The organism is Stenotrophomonas panacihumi (assembly GCF_001431645.1).
Classification (GTDB): domain Bacteria; phylum Pseudomonadota; class Gammaproteobacteria; order Xanthomonadales; family Xanthomonadaceae; genus Stenotrophomonas_A; species Stenotrophomonas_A panacihumi.
On sequence record NZ_LLXU01000140.1, the window covers coordinates 1 to 15,950 of the forward strand.

Here is a 15,950-nt window from a genome sequence, read left to right on the forward strand (position 1 = left end):
AGCAGGCGCGCCTGCTTCACCAGGCGGTTTTGTTCGGTATCGGAGAAGCCGTGCAGATAGGTGGGCGAGGCGATCGGCGAAGTCATGACGCGCTCCCGGGGAGGAAATCAGGCGGCGGATTGCAGCTCGGGCGCGACACCGGCGATGAGCGCGTCGAAGTAGTCGCGCGTCAGCGCCAACTGGGCTTCCGGCGTTTCGGCGCGATTGACCACCGCGCGGAACTGGCCGCTTTCCGGGTGGTCCTTGGCGTACCAGCCCAGGTGCTTGCGCGCGATGCGCACGCCCTGCGGTTCGCCGTAGAAGGCGTGCAGGTCGGCGAGGTGGCCGAGCAGGGTGTCGCGCACGAAGGCCAGCGTCGGCGCCGGCAGCAGTTCGCCGTGCGCGAGGAAGTGCGCGACCTCGCGGAAGATCCACGGCCGGCCCTGCGCCGCGCGGCCGATCATCACCGCATCGGCGCCGGTTTCCTGCAGCACCTGGCGGGCCTTGTGCGGGGAGTCGACGTCGCCATTGGCGATGACGGGGATGCGCAGCGCCGATTTGATCGCCGTGATGGTCTGGTACTCGGCCTGGCCGGTGTAGTGCTGGTCGCGCGTGCGGCCGTGCACGGTGAGCGCGGCGATGCCGCTGTCCTCGGCGATGCGCGCGATGGCGGGGCCGTTGCGATGGTCGCAATCCCAGCCGGTGCGGATCTTCAGCGTCACCGGCACGTCCACCGCGCCGACGACTGCTTCGAGGATGCGCGCCACCAGCAGTTCGTCGCGCATCAGCGCCGAGCCGGCCCACGCATTGCAGACCTTCTTGGCGGGGCAGCCCATGTTGATGTCGATGATCTGCGCGCCGTGGTCGACGTTGTAGCGCGCCGCCTCGGCCAGCTGTTGCGGCTCGGTACCGGCGATCTGCACGCTGATGGGGTCCGGCTCGCCGGCGTGGTCCATGCGGTGGATGGACTTGCGGGTATTCCAGAAACGCGGGTCGCTGATGGTCATTTCCGACACCGCCAAGCCCGCCCCGAGCCGCTTGCACAGCTGCCGGAACGGCTTGTCGGTGACCCCGGCCATGGGGGCCAGGATCACGCGGGGTTCGATCAGGTGGGGGCCGATGCGCATGGGGCTATTGTACCGCCGGGCACGCGCGGGCCCGGGGCGAGGCGAGCGCAGGCCTGCAAGGGTGGTTCGCGAAGATCGCACCGAACCTGCTGGAGGAGAGCCTCCCTTTTGTTAAGGGGGGCGCACCGAAGGTGCGGGGGATAGGCGAGGCGAGCAAGCCGGGGCCCAAGGTTTCGCGTTGCGAAACCTTGGGGCGTAGCCGCGAAGCGGCGCAGCCTTACGCCGCAGGCGTAAGCCTGGGCATCGAAACCGCAGCCCCCTCGGCCTCGGTCGAGCGGCCGGCGAAGCGGGTAGCGAAGCGCACGTGCTGGGCAAACGGCTCGGCCGGCAGCTGCGCCAGCGAGGCCGCCAGCGCGCCGTTGAACGCATCGCCGGCGCCGGTCGTGTCGATCGTCTGCGCCGCCTCGGCTGCCACGCGGTAATACGGCTGCGCGTCGCCACGCAGATGCTCGTCCGCATGCGACACGAAGCAACCCACCGAGCCCAGCGTCACTACCACCGTACCCGCCGACAGCTTGCGGCACAGCGCATGCAGGCTGCCGCCGTCCAGCGCGGCCACGTCGTCGGCGTTCACGCGCTCGCCGACATGGCGGCTGAGCAGCGCGGCGAACTCGGTCTCGTTGGGGGTGAGCACGTCGGCCAGCTTGAGCAGGCCGATCGAACTCGGCGCATTGGCCGGCGCGGCATTGAGCACCGTGGTCACGCCAGCGTCGCGCGCCAGCGCCAGCGCCGATTCGATCGTCTCCACCGGCGATTCCAGCTGCGCCAGCAGCACCCGCGCGCCGGCCACCAGCGCCTGCTGGCCGGCGATGAAGCCTTCGCTCAGCACCGCGTTGGCACCCGGGCCGATCACGATGGTGTTGCGGCCATGCGCATCGACATAGATGCCGCCGGTGCCGGTCGGCTCGCTGCTGGCCTCGGCGATCAGCGCGATGCCTTCCTGGGCGGCCAACCCGCGGGCCATCGCACCGCCCGCGTCGTCGCCCAGCGCGCACACGAAGTGCGTGCGTGCACCGGCGCGCGCGCTGGCCACGGCCTGGTTGAAGCCCTTGCCGCCCGGACCGGTGCTGTAGCGGCCGGCGATCGTCGCACCCGGTGCCGGCAGCGATTCACAGCGCCACACATGATCGACATTGAACGAACCGACGACGACGACCGAACTCATAAGGCTTCTCTTCTTGTTGCGGGTAGGGGTACTGCAGTTACAACGCAGGCCGCGGGGGCCATCAGCCGAAGTGCGTCAGCACGCCGGCGATGGTCGCGGTCATGAACGTGGCGATCGAGCCGCCCAGCACCGCGCGCAGGCCGAACTTGGCCAGGTCGTGGCGGCGCTCCGGCGCCAGGCCGCCGATGCCGCCGAGCTGGATCGCGATGGAGCTGAAGTTGGCGAAACCGCACAGCGCGTAGGTGGCGATCAGGCCGCCCTCCTGGCTCAGCGACACGCCCGGCACCTGGCCGTTCACGATGCGCGACAGTTCGGTATACGCGACGAATTCGTTGATCACCACCTTCTGGCCGATCAGCGAGCCGACCGTCGTGGCGTCCGCCCACGGCGTGCCGATCACCCATGCCACCGGCGCCAGCACGAAGCCGAACAGGGTGGACAGGTTGGTCGGGCGGCCGATGGCAGCGGCCAGGCCGGTGACGTCGCCGATCCAGGTCAGCGGCGCGTTCACCAGCGCGATCAGTGCGATGAAGGCCAGCAGCATCGCGCCGATGTTCAGCGCCAGGCGCAGGCCGTCGCCGGCACCGGCGGCGGCCGCGTCGATGATGTTGGAGGTGGTCTTCTCCACTTCCATCTTCACCGTGCCGCGGGTGAGCGGGGTGCCGGTTTCCGGCACGAGCAGCTTGGCCACGACCAGGGTGGCCGGCGCGGCCATGATGCTCGCCGCCAGCAGGTGCTTGGCGTAGAACGCCTGCTGCACCGGGTCGCCGCCGCCGAGCATGCCCACGTAGGCCGCCAGCACGCCGCCGGCGATATGCGCCATGCCGCCGATCATCATCGTCAGCAGCTCGGACTGGGTCATCTTCGGGATATACGGGCGCACGGTCAGCGGCGCCTCGGTCTGGCCGATGAACACGCTCGCGCACACGCTGGTGGTCTCCGCGCCGGAGACGCGCATCACCTTGGTGATCGCCCAGGCCATCGCCTTCACCACCGCCTGCATCACGCCCAGGTGGTACAGCACGCCCATCAGCGCCGAGAAGAAGATGATCGTCGGCAGGACCTGGAAGGCGAAGATGAAGCCATAGCTCTTCACGTCCATCAGGCTGCCGAAGATGAAGTTGGAGCCTTCGTTGACGAAGCTCAGCACCTTCACGAACGCCTGGCCGAGCCAGTCGAACACGTCGCGCCCACCCGGCACCAGCAGCACCAGCGCCGCGAAGCCGATCTGCAGGCCGAGGCCGGTCAGCACCAGCCGCCAGTCCACCGCACGCTTGTTGTTGGAGAACAGCCAGGTGATGCCGATGAGCACCGCCAACCCGAACAGGCCGAAGCCGATCCTTCCCAAACCTTCGAGCATGCGTATCCCCCGGACCCCGGCAAAAGGAGGAAGCCTAGAGCAGGGGGGCAGGGCGGGCAAGGACAGCGGGTTCAGCTGTGCGATTTTCCTTTGTGCTCAAGGCATTGGACCGCCTCGCCCGCAGGGGCGGGTACACTGCCGCCCCGGCCGCGATGGACGTCGTGGTGGCCCACAGGAGCAATGCCATGCAATACCGCCGTCTTGGATCCACCGGCCTGCAGCTTTCGGCGCTGTCCTTCGGCGCGTGGGTGACCTTCGGCGGGCAGATCGGCCGCGACGAGGCGCGCAACCTCATTGCCGCCGCCTGGGACCACGGAGTCAATTTCTTCGACAACGCCGAGGTCTACGCGCAGGGCCGCGCCGAGCAGGTGATGGGCGATGTCATCGCCGACCTGCGCCTGCCGCGCGATGGCTACTGCGTCTCCAGCAAGGTGTTCTTCGGCAGCGTCGCCGAGCCGCGGCCGACCCAGCGCGGTTTGTCGCGCAAGCATGTCGTGGATGCCTGCGAGGGCGCGCTGCGCAGGCTGCGGGTCGATTACCTCGACCTTTATTACTGCCATCGCCCCGATCCCGATACGCCCATCGAGGAAACCGTACGGGCGATGGACCTGCTCGTGCGCCAAGGCAAGGTGCTCTATTGGGGTACGTCGGAATGGTCGGCGGCCCAGCTCGAGGAGGCGCATGCCATCGCCCGCGCCATCGGCGCTTTCGCTCCTTCGATGGAGCAGCCGCAGTACAACCTGCTGCATCGCGAGCGGGTGGAGCGCGAGTACGCCGCGTTGTGCGCGGCCGGCATGGGCACCACGATCTGGTCGCCGTTGGCCTCCGGCCTGCTCACCGGCAAGTACAGCGAGGGCATCGGTGCCGACGCGCGGCTCGGCCAGCCCGGCCGCGAGTGGCTGCGCGACCTGGTGATCGGCGAGCCGGGCGAACAACGGGTGGAACGCGCGCGCCGCGTCAGCGCCATCGCCGCCGAGCTGGGCGAAAGCCCCGCGCAGCTGGCCATCGCCTGGTGCTTGCGCAATCCACAGGTCTCCAGCGTGATCCTGGGCGCGAGCCGGGTATCCCAGCTGCTGGAGAACCTCGGCGCACTTGAGCTGGTCGAGCGTTACGACGCCAGCGTCTGGCAGCGTCTGGAAGCCGTCGCCTCGCCAGCAGGCTAAGCCCGCTCTTTCTTCGTTGACGCCTCCTCCCGGCGCTCCCGCGCCGGGCACTCATGGCCTGTGCCTACCGTCCGGAGGGGGCTGATCGGAGAAATAAATCGCGAAAGACGAGAATGGCTATTGATGTTGAGATGAGAATCATTATCATCAAAGTCGTCAACGCAAGGAGTCGAGCCCAATGAACGTAACCCCGATCCTGCAGCACCCGGAAACCCTGCACCTGCGTGAGCGCACCGCGCCGCGCATCGTGCCCGCCGAGGACGTGCTCAGCAGCGAAGCGCTGCTGAAGGGCCGCCGCGAAGTGCTGATCCAGCACGGCGACCGCGTGTACCGCCTGCGCCATACCAGCAACGACAAGCTGATCCTCACCAAGTAACCCTCCGCGCCCGCCCGCGAAGGCCCGCTCTCTCCCCTCGGTCGGCGGTTGCCTTGTGCACCCCGGCCGGGGTCTTCGCGCCCACGGGCCACCTGTCCAGGAAGAACCGATGCTGCACGTTTCGCGCCCCCTTGGGCCGGATGTCGCCGGGTTGCCTGACGTGGTACCCGAGTTTCCGGCCGTTTCCGATGCGCTGCGCTGGCGCGGCCCGGGCGACCTGCCCGCGCCTGGCATGCCCCATCCGGGGCAGTTGGCCGCGCTGGGCATCGTCCTGTGCCTCTACCGGCCGGCACTGGGTCCGGAGCTGGAAGGCTGGCGGCGCGCCCGCGCCATCGCCGCCTGCCAGCAGCTGGATAGCGACGGCCTGCACGAACGACTGGAATTCTTCGACACGCAGGGCCACTGCTGCTGGCAGCTGTGCCTGTTGCCGGACAGCGACTTCCTCGCCTGGGATCGGCTGCTGGCCGGCGTGCCGGCGCTGGCTGAAGCGAACGGCGGCGGCGTGGCCGAACGCCTCTGGCGCCGGCTGGCCAACCGCCTGCGCGGCGGTGAGTCGTGGCATGGCACCGTGCTGCGCCTGCGCGCGGCCGGCCCGCTGGGCATGACGTTGGCGGCGCAGGCGGCCACGCCCTCGGCGCTGGGCCTGCAGGTCGCACGGCGCTGGCCGCGTGGCGAGGCGCTCATCGAGACCGACAAGGAACTGCTGCACGAGGCCTGAGCCGGGCGCCGGGTGATCGGCGGGGCGGCAGCCTGGCGCATGCGCCGACCGCCGTAGCGGGGCGCCCGCGCGCCCGGTCAGTGGCGAGTTCACGCGCGGGCCATGGAGGCGGGGGCGGCGATGCCGCATGCTGCGCCTTTCCTCCCCTCGTGCGTGTGCCATGCCCTGGACTGCCTACGTCTACCCCGTGCTGCTGCTGGTAGCCAGCAACGTCTTCATGACCTTCGCCTGGTACGGCCACCTCAAGTACAAGAGCGCGCCGCTGATGCTGGTGATCTTCGTCAGCTGGGGCATCGCGTTCTTCGAATACTGCCTGCAGGTGCCGGGCAACCGCTTGGGCAGCGCGGTGTATTCCGCGCCGCAGCTGAAGGGCATCCAGGAAGTGATCACGCTGCTGGTGTTTGCCGGGTTCTCGGCGACCTACCTGGGCCAGTCGCTGAAATGGAACCACTGGGTCGCGTTCGGGTTGATCGCCGTGGCGGCCTTCTTCATGTTCAAGGAGTGAGGCGACGGCGCGTGGCGCCGCCGCCGCGGACTCAGTCTTCGCGCAGCGCCAGTGCCGGCGGCACGCGCAGCACGCGGCGCGTGCCCCACCAGCCGGCCAGCATGCTCAGCACCGTGCCCAGCAGGCCGCCAAGCAGCAGCGCCGGCCACGGTGCCGGCAGCGAGAGCTCGAATACCTGCCGTGCCACCAGCGTGCCGATCGCCGCCGCCGCGCCGACCGCGAGGATCGACGCACTCAGGCCCAGCGCCCCGAACTCCACCAGCACCGCGCCGCGCAACTGCGTGCGGCGCGCGCCGAGCGTGCGCAGCACCGCGCTGTCGTAGCGGCGCTCGCCGGCGGTGGATTGCAGCGCGGCCAGCAACACCAGCAGGCCGGCCATCAGGCTGAAGCCCATCACCAGCTGCACGGCCTGGCCGACGCGCGTCATCACTTCGCGCACGCGCGAGAGGATGGCGTCGATGTCGAGCAGCGACAGGTTGGGGAAATCGCGGGTCATCGCGCCCAGTTCGCTGGCACGCGCATGCGGCAGGTGGAAGCTGGAGATCAGGTTGTAGGGCGCGTCGCCGACCGCGCCTTCGTTGAGCAGCAGGAAGAAGTTCACCCGGAAGGAATCCCACTCGGCCTTGCGCAGGCTGGTGACGGTGAACTGGCGCTCCTGCTCGCCCATCAGCAGGGTAATGCGATCGCCCAGCTTCACGCCGTAGCGCTGCGCCCAGGCTTCTTCCACGGAGGCCTCGGCGGCGGTGCTGTCGGCGGCCCAGAAGCGGCCGGAGACCAGCGTGTTGGCCGGCGGGAACGTATGGCGCCAGGAAAAATTCACCGGGCGGTTGCCGTCGTCGTTGTCGTCTGGGTCGCGGTCCAGGCGCTGCGGCGGGCGGCCGTTGATCGACAGCAGGCGCCCGGTGCCGAACGGTTCGACCTCCGGCTTCGCCACGCCCAGCGCCTTGAGTTTCGCCAGCACCGGGCCTGATTGGTCGGGCTGGATGTTCATCAGGAAATAGTTCGGCGTATCGGCCGGCAAGCGGGCCTGCCACTGGCCAAGCAGCCCCGGCCCGACCACCGCGAGCAGCAGCAGCGCGCACAGCGACAACGACAGGCCGACCAGCTGCAGCACGCTGAGCGCGCGGCGTCGTGCCAGCGAAGCCAGGCCGAGCCGCCACGCGCCGTGCAGCCGATGCTGCAGCCGGCGCAGCAGCCACAGCAGGCCGGCACCCGCCAGTCCGGCGAGCGTGGCCAATGCCGCCAATCCGCCCAGCACCCACGCGGCCAGGCGCGCGTCACCGGTGGCCTGCACGGTGAGTGCGAGCGTGGCGGCGAGCGCCGCGCCGTACGCCAGCACGGAGACCGGCGGGGTGGCGGCGAAGCTGCGGTTGAGCACGCGCATCGGCGGGATGCCGCGCAGGCGCAGCAGCGGCGGCAACGCGAAGCCGAGCAGCAGCAATAGCCCGATGCCGGCCCCCGCGAGTGCCGGCATCGCCTGCGGCAGTGGCAAACGGTTGGGCACCAGGCTGCCGAGCAGCTCGACCAGCCCCGATTGCACCGCCATGCCCAGCGCCACGCCGATCAAACACGCCGGCACGGCGGTAAACAGCAGCTGCAGCGCGAACGTCGCCAGGATGTCGTTCTGCCGCGCGCCCAGGCAGCGCAGCACCGCGACCTGGTCGATGCGCCGCACCGCGAAGCGGTTGGCCGCCAGTGCGGTGGCCACGCCGGAGAGCAGCACGGCGAGCAGCGCGGAGAGCGCGAGGAATCTGCCCGCGCGGTCGAACGCATTGCGCAGGCCGCGCTGGGTATCCTCGATGCCGAGCAGTCGCCAGTCGCCTGCGCGCGGCTTGAGCCATTCGCGGAAATCGGCGATCTGGCCAGTGTCGCCGGCGAACATCAACCGGTACGACGCGCGGCTGCCCGGGCCGAGCAAGCCGGCGCCATCGACGTCGGCGCGGTTGACCATCAGCGGCGGCGCGAGTTGCAGCAGTTCGCCGGAGGCATCCGGCTCGGCGGCGAGCACCGCGGCGATGCGCACATGGCCGGCGCCGAACTCGAGGTCGTCGCCGATGCGCAGGCCGAGCGCGTCGAGCAGGCGCGCGTCGGCGTAGGCCTGTCCCGGCGCGGGCGGGGCGGCGGGATGCGCGGCGCCGTCCGGGGTGTCGCCACTGATCTCCAGCGTGCCGCGCAGCGGATAACTCGCCTCCACCGCGCTGATGCCGGCCATCTGGCTGGCCTCGCCATGGAACAGCACGCTCGGGAAACTGACCATGCGCGTGTGCCGCAGGCCGCGCCGCTGGGCTTCCTCGTCGAAGCTGCGCGGGATGTCCTGGCGGCCGCTCAAGCCGAGATCGCCGCCGAGCACTTCGGCCGCGCTGCTGGTCAGCGCCAGCGTCACGCGGTTGACCAGCGTGCCGACGGCCGTCATCACCGCCACGCCGAGCACGAGCGCGGCGAACACGGTGAGCAGGTCGCCGGCGAGGAATTCGCGCCGCGTCGCGCGCGCGGCCTGGCGCCAGGGACTCATGCGGCCACGTGCTCCTGGCGCTGCAGGCGCCCTTCGTCGATGCGGTAGACATGCTGGCAGCGCTGCGCCAGGTGCATGTCGTGGGTGACCAGCACCAGCGTGGTGCCGCTGCCGGCGTTGAGCGCGAACAGCAGGTCGCTGACCTGCTTGCCGGTGGCATGGTCGAGGCTGCCGGTGGGCTCGTCGGCGAACAGGATGCGCGGGCGCGCGACGAACGCGCGTGCGATCGCCACGCGCTGCTGTTCGCCACCGGAGAGTTGGCGCGGGTAATGGCGCGCGCGCGCCGACAATCCCACCGCCTGCAGCACCTCGCGCACGCGCGCCGGGTCTTCGCGCCCGGCCAGTTCCAGCGGCAGGGCCACGTTTTCCTCGGCGGTGAGCGAAGGCAGCAGGTGGAAGCTCTGGAACACGAAGCCGACTTCGCGCGCCCGCAGCGCGGCGCGGGCTTCCTCGTCCAAGGCGTCCAGTGCCTGCCCGGCCAGCACGATGCTGCCACGGCTGGGCAGGTCCAGTCCGGCGAGCAGGCCGAGCAGGGTGGTCTTGCCGGAGCCGGACGCGCCGACGATCGCCACGCTGTCGCCGGCCGCCACGCTCAGCGCGATGTCGTCGAGGATGTGCAGCGTGCCTTCGGGGCCGGCAACGGACTTGCCGACGCCGCGCGCGTCGATCACGGTAGGCTGGGAGGCAGGCAGACTGTCGATGAGGAATTCTCCGATGCGTGGAAACCGGGTGTTGCGCGGATGGTGCTGGAGCTGGCTGCTTGCATGCTGGCTGCTCCTGCCGGGCCTTGCCTATGCCAAAGGTACGGCCGGCCCGATCCTGGTGGTCGGCGACAGCCTGAGCGCGGCCCACAACATCCCGGTGCAGTCGGGCTGGGTGAGCCTGCTCGAGCAGCGCCTCAAGCAACAGATGAAGGCGCCCCCGGTCGTGATCAATGCCAGCATCAGCGGCGAGACCACTTCCGGTGCGCTCACCCGCCTGCCGGGGCTGCTGGAGAAGCACAAGCCGGGCGTGCTGGTGATCGAACTCGGCGGCAACGATGCACTGCGCGGGCTGACCCCCGCGCAGCTGCAGGCCAACCTGGAGAAGATGATCGTGCTGGGGCAGGGCGTCGGCGCGAAGGTGCTGCTGCTGGGCATCGACGTGCCGCCGAACTATGGCCCGGCCTATCGCCAGCGCCTGCGGCAGGTCTATGCCGACCTGGCCCAGCGCCACAAGGTGGCCCTAGTGCCTTTCCTGCTGGAAGGCGTGGCGCTGGACCCGAAGCTGATGCAGGCCGACGGCCTGCACCCCACCGCCGCCGGCCAGCCGAAGGTGCTGGAGAACGTCTGGCCGGCGTTGAAGCCCCTGCTAAGCAATTGATCTGAAAGGGTGAAAAGATTCGTGCGTGCCTTCACGCCGTATCCACCGGCGATCGGGCATGTTTCACAAAGCTGAAGACCCGAGGAACCTCCATGCGTCAGACCAAGGAAACGTCCGGCCTCGTGCTGGTCGTCGAAGACAACCGCAATATCTCCGAGATGATTGGCGAATACCTGGAAGGTCGTGGCTTCGAGGTCGATTACGCCTGCGATGGCCTGGACGGCTACCGCCTGGCCGCCGAGAACAGCTATGACGTGGTGGTGTTGGACCTGATGCTGCCGCGCCTGGACGGCATCGAGGTCTGCCGCCGCCTGCGCAACGACGCGCGCAAGTCCACGCCGGTGCTGATGCTGACCGCGCGCGACACGCTCGACGACAAGCTCACCGGCCTGGGTTTCGGCGCCGACGACTACCTCACCAAGCCGTTCGCGATCCAGGAACTGGAAGCCCGCCTGCGCGCGCTGATCCGCCGCGAGCGTCGCCAGGTCGGCTCGGAAGTGCTCAAGGTCGCCGACCTGGTGCTCGACCCGGTGAGCATGCGCGCCACCCGTGCCGGCACCGAGCTGCAGCTCTCGCCGATCGGCCTGCGCCTGCTGACCATCCTGATGCGCGAATCGCCGCGCGTGGTCACCCGCCAGGAGATCGAGCGCGAGATCTGGGGCAATGGCCTGCCGGACTCGGACACCCTGCGCAGCCACCTGTACAACCTGCGCAAGATCATCGACAAGCCGTTCGACCGCCCGCTGCTGCACACCGTGCAGAGCGCCGGCTACCGCATCGCCGATATCGCCCAGCCGATGGGCTGATGCAACGCCTCGCCGGCGGCCCGTGGGGTCGCCGGCGAGTGCGCGGTCGCGTGCTTTGCGCCGTGATCGCGTGTTCTTTCCACCCGAGGGTCGCCGCATGCGCATTTCCGGCATGCACGCGCGGCTGACAACGGGATCACGCGCGCATTGCCTATAATCGCGGCGCATTCCCAGGACGCCGCAATGCCGCACGGCCTTCCGCGAAAAATCCGGCTCGCCTTCATCCTGCAGACGGTCCTGGCCAGCCTGGCGATCCTCATGGGTGGCTACCTCGTGTCGCTGGTGATCAAGCACGGGCTCGTGCGCTCGGTGCTCGAAGACGAGGCCGGGCATTACTGGCAGTTGTACGAAGCCTCCGCCGCGCAGCCGCCGCCGAACACCGCCAACATCCGCGGCTACCTGGTGCCCACCGGGCGCTCCAGCCTGTCCCTGCCGGATAACCTGCGCCCGCTGGCGCCGGGCTATCACGAACTGGTCAACGACAACCAGCTCGTGCTGGTGGACCAGCGCGAAAGCGGCCGCCTGTACCTGGTCTTCATGCGTTCGCAGGCCGAACGCATGGCGTTCTGGTTCGGCATCGTGCCGGTGCTGCTGATCCTGCTGGCGATCTACGCGGTGTCGTGGATCACCTACCGCGCGTCCAAACGCCTGGTATCGCCGATCAACTGGCTGGCGCGCCGCGTCGCGCATTGGGATCCGCGCAATCCCGACGTGGAGGAGCTGGCGCCCGCGCGCCTGCCACCGGACCTGCAAGGCGAGACCCGGCAGCTGGCCTCGGCCCTGCATTCGCTCGGCGTGCGCGTGCGCGACCACGTCGCCCGCGAGCGCAACTTCACCCGCGATGCCAGCCACGAGCTGCGCACGCCGCTCACCGTCATCCGCGTCGCCACCGACATGGCCACCGCAGATCCGGATTTGCCGCCGCGGCTGGATCGCAGCCTGCGCCGCATCCAGCGCGCCGGGCGTGACATGGAAGCGGTGATCGACGCGTTCCTGATCCTCGCGCGCGAAGCGGAGATCGAGCCGCAAAGCGAAGCCTTCGATGCCGCCGACCTGGTGGAGGACGAAGTGGAAAGCGCGCGCGAACTGGTCGGCAACCGGCCGGTGCGCGTGGACATCCTGCGCACCGCCGACCTGCAGCTGTTCGCGCCGCCGCGCGTGCTGCGCGTGGTGCTGAGCAACCTGCTGCGCAACGCCTGCGCCTATACCGACGAGGGCCGCGTGGAGGTGGAGATCGGCGCGGACCGCATCACCGTGCGCGATACCGGCATCGGCATGACGCCGGAAGCGGCGGCGCGCGCGTTCGAGCCGTTCTATCGCGCCGACCCGACCCGTCCGCAGGGCACGGGCCTGGGGCTGTCGATCGTGCGCCGCCTGTGCGACCGCTTCGGTTGGCGCACCGAGCTGACCAGCGAGCCGGGCGTCGGCACCTCGGTATCGGTGATCTTCCTCTGAAGCGGCGCGCGGGGCGCGCCGCGTGCTGGCCCCGGGTGGGGCCTTACTTCGCCAGTTCGGGGCCCACGACCTGGCGCCAGATCGCGTAGCCGGCCGGCGTCATGTGCAGCATGTCCTCGCGGAACAGCTCCGGTCGCGGTTGGCCGTTGGCGTCGAGCATCGGGGTGTAGACGTCGAGGAAATCCACGTTCTTGAAGCGCTTGGCGGCCTCGCGGATCAAGCCATTGGCCTCGGCGATCTGCGGCAGCAGCTGCGCGCGCGAGGGGCTGGGCTTGATCGAGATGTAGGCGATGCGGGTATTGGGCAGGTCGCGGCGCACGCGGGTGACGAAGGCGACGAAGTCGTCGCGCACCTGCTGCGGCGTGCGGCCGGCGTTGAGGTCGTTGTCGCCGGCGTAGAACACCACCAGGCGTGGCGCGTAGGGGATGACGATGCGGTCGGCGTACCAGGTGCTGTCGCGCACTTCCGAGCCGCCGAAGCCGCGGTTGATCACCTTCTGGCCGGGGAAGTCGGTGGCCAGCGAGTCCCAGAAGCGGATCGACGAGCTGCCGACGAACAGCACCGCGCCATGCGGCGGCGGCTGCTGGGCGTCGAGCGCCTGGAAGCGGGCGATGTCGCCTTCCCAGGCCGGGTTGGACACCTGCTCGGGAATGCGCGGGGCTGGCGCGGGCGCGCGGGCATGCGCCAGCGGGGCGGCGAGGAACAGCAGCAGCGCACAGGTACGCAGGAAGGGAGCGGTCACTCGAATCTCCTCTTGTTTCAACGAGCCGACACCTTAACCCGATGCGCCGTGACGGCCCAGCCGACACCTTTCCGACAGGCGGGTGCCGGCGCTTGTGGCAAAATCCCACCTTTCCCTTGTTCTTCCTGGCTCCGATGGGCATTCCCCTGGCGTCTCCCCGGTCGCGCCGCGTGCGCGGGCAGTACTGACATGGCCGATACCTCCGGGCATCTTCCGCGCGGGCCGGCGCGCATCTTCAAGGCCGCGGTGTGGTCCATGCAGGGTCTGCGCGCCGCATGGCTGCACGAGTCCTCGTTCCGGCTGGAGGTCTATCTGGCCGTGGTGCTGACGCCGCTGGCGCTGTGGTGGGGGCACGACGCGATCGAGCGCGTGCTGCTGATCGGCTCGCTGCTGCTGGTGCTGGCCATGGAGCTGGCCAACTCGGCCATCGAGGCGGTGATCGAGCGCTATGGCCCCGAGCACCACGAACTGGCCGGCCGCGCCAAGGACATGGGCTCGGCGGCGGTGTTCGTGCTGATGCTCAACGTGCTGCTGTGCTGGGGGCTGATCCTCGGCCCGCGCCTGTTCTGACCTTTCCCTTTCGTTTCCCCCAAGGCTTCCCATGTCGTTTGAATTCCTTGCCGATCCCAATACCTGGATCACCCTCTTCACGCTGAGCGCGCTGGAGATCGTGCTGGGCATCGACAACCTGGTGTTCATCTCCATCGCGGTGAGCAAGCTGCCCGAGTCGCAGCGCCCGACGGCGCGCCGCTTCGGCATCGCGGTGGCCTGCCTGACCCGTATCGCGCTGCTGGTGTCGCTGGCGTTTTTGGCGCGCATGCAGAGCGAGCTGTTCGTCGTGGGCGGGATGAGCATCTCGGTGCGCGACCTGGTGCTGATCCTCGGCGGCGTGTTCCTGCTGGTGAAGGGCGTGATGGAGATCCGCGAGCTCATCTCCGGCGGCGATGACCACGACCCGACCACCAGCAAGGCCTCGGGCGTGTTCTGGATGGTGATCGCGCAGATCGCGGTGATCGACATCGTGTTCTCGCTGGACTCGGTGATCACCGCCGTCGGCATGGCCCAGCACATCCCGGTGATGATCGCCGCCATCCTGGTCGCCGTGGCGCTGATGCTGCTGGCCGCCAACCCGCTGGGCCGCTTCATCGACGCCAACCCGACGGTGAAGATGCTGGCGCTGGCCTTCATCCTGATGATCGGCGTGGTGCTGGTGCTGGACGGCCTGGACGTGCACGTGCCCAAGCCCTACATCTACGCGGCGATGGGTTTCTCGGTGCTGGTGGAGTGGCTGAACCTGCTGATGCGCCGCCGCGCCGCCGCCCACGAGGTGCCCGGCGCCGGCAAGTGGTGAGCCCCGGTCCGGCACGCGCCACCGGTGCCGGACGGTGAATGCGCTTTAACCCCGGCCGTGGCAAGCTGGCTTCCCCATCCAGTTCCCGGCCGGAGACGTGCCATGTCGTTGTTGCGTTCCCTGTTGCTGATCGTGCTTGCCGCGACGTTGTCCGGCTGTGGCTACAACGCCATCCAGCAGAAGGACGAACAGGTCAAGGCAGGCTGGTCGGAGGTGCTGAACCAGTACCAGCGCCGCGCCGACCTCATCCCCAACCTGGTCAACACGGTCAAGGGCTACGCGCAGCAGGAAGAGCGCGTGCTGACCGAGGTGACCAACGCCCGCTCGCGCGTCGGCCAGATCCAGGTCAACGCCGACGACGCCGACTCGCTCAAGCAGTTCCAGCAGGCCCAGGGTGAACTGGGCAGCGCGCTGAGCCGCCTGATGGTGGTCAGCGAGGCGTACCCGCAGCTGCAGTCCAACCAGAACTTCCGCGACCTGCAGGCGCAGCTGGAAGGCACCGAGAACCGCATCACCGTGGCGCGCGGCCGCTACATCCAGATGGTGCAGGACTACAACACCTACATCCGCTCGTTCCCGCAGGTCATCACCGCGAAGATCTTCGGCTACAAGCAGAAGCCGAACTTCACCGTGGAAAACGAAGCGCAGATCGCGCGTCCGCCGTCGGTCGATTTCGGCACGCAGCCGGCCACGCCGCCGGCCCCGGCGCAGCAGCCGCAGCCGCAGAACCCGCCGCCGCAACCGCAGCCGGGGCAGTGAGCCCACGCCGATGCGGATGATCGCGCGGGCGTGGCGCGGCGTGCTGGCGGCGGGGCTGCTGGCCCTGGCCGTGCTGCCCGCGTGGGCGCAGGACCTGGCGGCGATCCCGCCGCTCGACTCGCCGGTGGTCGATACCACCGGCACGCTCGAGGCCTCGCAACGCGAGCAGCTGGTGCAGCAGGCGCTCGCGCTGCAGCAGCGCAAGGGCAGCCAGCTGCAGGTGCTGATCGTGCCGACCACGCAGCCCGAGGACATCGCGCCGTATACCCAGCGCGTCTATGACCAGTGGAAGCTGGGCCGCAAGGGCGTCGACGATGGCGTGCTGCTGGTGGTGGCCAAGGACGACCGCCGCGTGCGCATCCAGCCGGGCTACGGCCTGGAGGGCGCGATCCCCGACGCGATCGCCAACCGCATCATCCAGGAATACATGGTGCCGCGCTTTCGCGCCGGCGATTACGCCGGCGGCATCAGCGAGGCCAGCGGCATGCTGGTCAAGCTCATTGACGGCGAACCCTTGCCCGAGCCGGTGGCCGACAACCCGGCCGGCAACGGCCACCGGCTCGGGCAAGG

At 69.4% G+C, this 15,950-nt stretch carries 17 protein-coding genes and 1 pseudogene; 11 read left to right on the forward strand and 7 right to left on the reverse strand.

Annotated features, from left to right (window positions below; translation table 11 throughout):
• From ARC20_RS18445 to ARC20_RS17690, 4 genes and pseudogenes are all read right to left on the reverse strand, one after another.
• Positions 1–86: pseudogene (locus ARC20_RS18445) on the reverse strand (SAM-dependent methyltransferase); the annotation flags it as partial.
• A gap of 21 nt (positions 87–107) precedes the next feature.
• Complete coding sequence (gene dusB, locus ARC20_RS17680; protein WP_057649397.1) at positions 108–1,106, reverse strand: tRNA dihydrouridine synthase DusB; 999 nt, start codon at positions 1,104–1,106, stop codon at positions 108–110.
• A gap of 217 nt (positions 1,107–1,323) precedes the next feature.
• On the reverse strand, positions 1,324–2,271 hold the full coding sequence (locus ARC20_RS17685) for a ribokinase (protein ID WP_057649398.1): 948 nt from the start codon (positions 2,269–2,271) through the stop codon (positions 1,324–1,326).
• 61 nt (positions 2,272–2,332) lie between these two features.
• Positions 2,333–3,631, reverse strand: a complete 1,299-nt coding sequence (locus ARC20_RS17690; RefSeq protein ID WP_057649399.1) for a NupC/NupG family nucleoside CNT transporter — start codon at positions 3,629–3,631, stop codon at positions 2,333–2,335.
• 185 nt (positions 3,632–3,816) lie between these two features.
• Here ARC20_RS17690 and ARC20_RS17695 point away from each other — a divergent pair, with 185 nt between their 5' ends.
• From ARC20_RS17695 to ARC20_RS17710, 4 genes are all read left to right on the forward strand, one after another.
• Positions 3,817–4,794, forward strand: coding sequence for a potassium channel beta subunit family protein (locus ARC20_RS17695; protein WP_057649400.1), 978 nt, complete (start codon positions 3,817–3,819; stop codon positions 4,792–4,794).
• 178 nt (positions 4,795–4,972) lie between these two features.
• A complete protein-coding gene (gene hemP / locus ARC20_RS17700; RefSeq protein ID WP_057649401.1) occupies positions 4,973–5,170 on the forward strand; it encodes a hemin uptake protein HemP in 198 nt (65 codons plus the stop codon).
• 109 nt (positions 5,171–5,279) lie between these two features.
• Positions 5,280–5,888: a Hemin transport protein gene (locus tag ARC20_RS18920; protein WP_108143350.1), complete on the forward strand. Its 609-nt coding sequence runs from the start codon at positions 5,280–5,282 to the stop codon at positions 5,886–5,888.
• Between the two features lie 160 nt (positions 5,889–6,048).
• Entirely contained in the window at positions 6,049–6,393 is a 345-nt protein-coding gene (locus ARC20_RS17710; RefSeq protein WP_057649402.1) for a DMT family protein, read from the forward strand.
• Positions 6,394–6,424: 31 nt separating this feature from the next.
• Here ARC20_RS17710 and ARC20_RS17715 read toward each other — a convergent pair whose 3' ends face one another.
• Together ARC20_RS17715 and ARC20_RS17720 are read right to left on the reverse strand one after the other, a co-directional pair.
• Positions 6,425–8,905 (reverse strand): ABC transporter permease, encoded by a 2,481-nt coding sequence (locus ARC20_RS17715; RefSeq protein ID WP_057649403.1) that lies wholly within the window; start codon positions 8,903–8,905, stop codon positions 6,425–6,427.
• Positions 8,902–9,519 (reverse strand): ABC transporter ATP-binding protein, encoded by a 618-nt coding sequence (locus ARC20_RS17720; protein WP_425478475.1) that lies wholly within the window; start codon positions 9,517–9,519, stop codon positions 8,902–8,904. Before ARC20_RS17720 ends, ARC20_RS17715 begins: the two co-directional genes overlap by 4 nt.
• Before the next feature lie 85 nt (positions 9,520–9,604).
• Here ARC20_RS17720 and ARC20_RS17725 point away from each other — a divergent pair, with 85 nt between their 5' ends.
• From ARC20_RS17725 to ARC20_RS17735, 3 genes are all read left to right on the forward strand, one after another.
• Positions 9,605–10,267: an arylesterase gene (locus ARC20_RS17725; protein ID WP_081418270.1), complete on the forward strand. Its 663-nt coding sequence runs from the start codon at positions 9,605–9,607 to the stop codon at positions 10,265–10,267.
• A gap of 92 nt (positions 10,268–10,359) precedes the next feature.
• Positions 10,360–11,073: a response regulator transcription factor gene (locus ARC20_RS17730; protein WP_057649405.1), complete on the forward strand. Its 714-nt coding sequence runs from the start codon at positions 10,360–10,362 to the stop codon at positions 11,071–11,073.
• A 183-nt stretch (positions 11,074–11,256) separates the two neighbouring features.
• Positions 11,257–12,528 (forward strand): sensor histidine kinase, encoded by a 1,272-nt coding sequence (locus tag ARC20_RS17735; protein ID WP_057649406.1) that lies wholly within the window; start codon positions 11,257–11,259, stop codon positions 12,526–12,528.
• 43 nt (positions 12,529–12,571) lie between these two features.
• On the opposite strand, the gene ARC20_RS17740 is transcribed toward ARC20_RS17735, so the two are convergent.
• Entirely contained in the window at positions 12,572–13,270 is a 699-nt protein-coding gene (locus ARC20_RS17740; RefSeq protein ID WP_057649407.1) for an SGNH/GDSL hydrolase family protein, read from the reverse strand.
• Between the two features lie 189 nt (positions 13,271–13,459).
• Here ARC20_RS17740 and ARC20_RS17745 point away from each other — a divergent pair, with 189 nt between their 5' ends.
• The 4 genes from ARC20_RS17745 to ARC20_RS17760 form a co-directional block, all read left to right on the forward strand.
• The gene (locus tag ARC20_RS17745; protein ID WP_057649408.1) at positions 13,460–13,840 is read left to right on the forward strand and encodes a diacylglycerol kinase; all 381 of its coding nucleotides are present in this window, start codon (positions 13,460–13,462) and stop codon (positions 13,838–13,840) included.
• A gap of 31 nt (positions 13,841–13,871) precedes the next feature.
• On the forward strand, positions 13,872–14,621 hold the full coding sequence (locus ARC20_RS17750) for a TerC family protein (protein WP_057649409.1): 750 nt from the start codon (positions 13,872–13,874) through the stop codon (positions 14,619–14,621).
• A gap of 102 nt (positions 14,622–14,723) precedes the next feature.
• Entirely contained in the window at positions 14,724–15,380 is a 657-nt protein-coding gene (locus ARC20_RS17755; RefSeq protein WP_057649410.1) for a LemA family protein, read from the forward strand.
• 10 nt (positions 15,381–15,390) lie between these two features.
• A partial coding sequence (locus tag ARC20_RS17760; protein ID WP_425480277.1) for a TPM domain-containing protein occupies positions 15,391–15,950 on the forward strand: 560 nt, incomplete at its 3' end.

Coding starts and splice junctions, on each gene's coding strand:
- ARC20_RS17690 (WP_057649399.1), bottom strand. CDS start 3,631: ATGCTCGAAGGTTTGGGAAGGATCGGCTTCGGCCTGTTCGGGTTGGCG.
- dusB (WP_057649397.1), bottom strand. CDS start 1,106: ATGCGCATCGGCCCCCACCTGATCGAACCCCGCGTGATCCTGGCCCCC.
- ARC20_RS17725 (WP_081418270.1), top strand. CDS start 9,605: ATGAGGAATTCTCCGATGCGTGGAAACCGGGTGTTGCGCGGATGGTGC.
- hemP (WP_057649401.1), top strand. CDS start 4,973: ATGAACGTAACCCCGATCCTGCAGCACCCGGAAACCCTGCACCTGCGT.
- ARC20_RS17685 (WP_057649398.1), bottom strand. CDS start 2,271: ATGAGTTCGGTCGTCGTCGTCGGTTCGTTCAATGTCGATCATGTGTGG.
- ARC20_RS17715 (WP_057649403.1), bottom strand. CDS start 8,905: ATGAGTCCCTGGCGCCAGGCCGCGCGCGCGACGCGGCGCGAATTCCTC.
- ARC20_RS17730 (WP_057649405.1), top strand. CDS start 10,360: ATGCGTCAGACCAAGGAAACGTCCGGCCTCGTGCTGGTCGTCGAAGAC.
- ARC20_RS17755 (WP_057649410.1), top strand. CDS start 14,724: ATGTCGTTGTTGCGTTCCCTGTTGCTGATCGTGCTTGCCGCGACGTTG.
- ARC20_RS17695 (WP_057649400.1), top strand. CDS start 3,817: ATGCAATACCGCCGTCTTGGATCCACCGGCCTGCAGCTTTCGGCGCTG.
- ARC20_RS17750 (WP_057649409.1), top strand. CDS start 13,872: ATGTCGTTTGAATTCCTTGCCGATCCCAATACCTGGATCACCCTCTTC.
- ARC20_RS17735 (WP_057649406.1), top strand. CDS start 11,257: ATGCCGCACGGCCTTCCGCGAAAAATCCGGCTCGCCTTCATCCTGCAG.
- ARC20_RS18920 (WP_108143350.1), top strand. CDS start 5,280: ATGCTGCACGTTTCGCGCCCCCTTGGGCCGGATGTCGCCGGGTTGCCT.
- ARC20_RS17745 (WP_057649408.1), top strand. CDS start 13,460: ATGGCCGATACCTCCGGGCATCTTCCGCGCGGGCCGGCGCGCATCTTC.
- ARC20_RS17710 (WP_057649402.1), top strand. CDS start 6,049: ATGCCCTGGACTGCCTACGTCTACCCCGTGCTGCTGCTGGTAGCCAGC.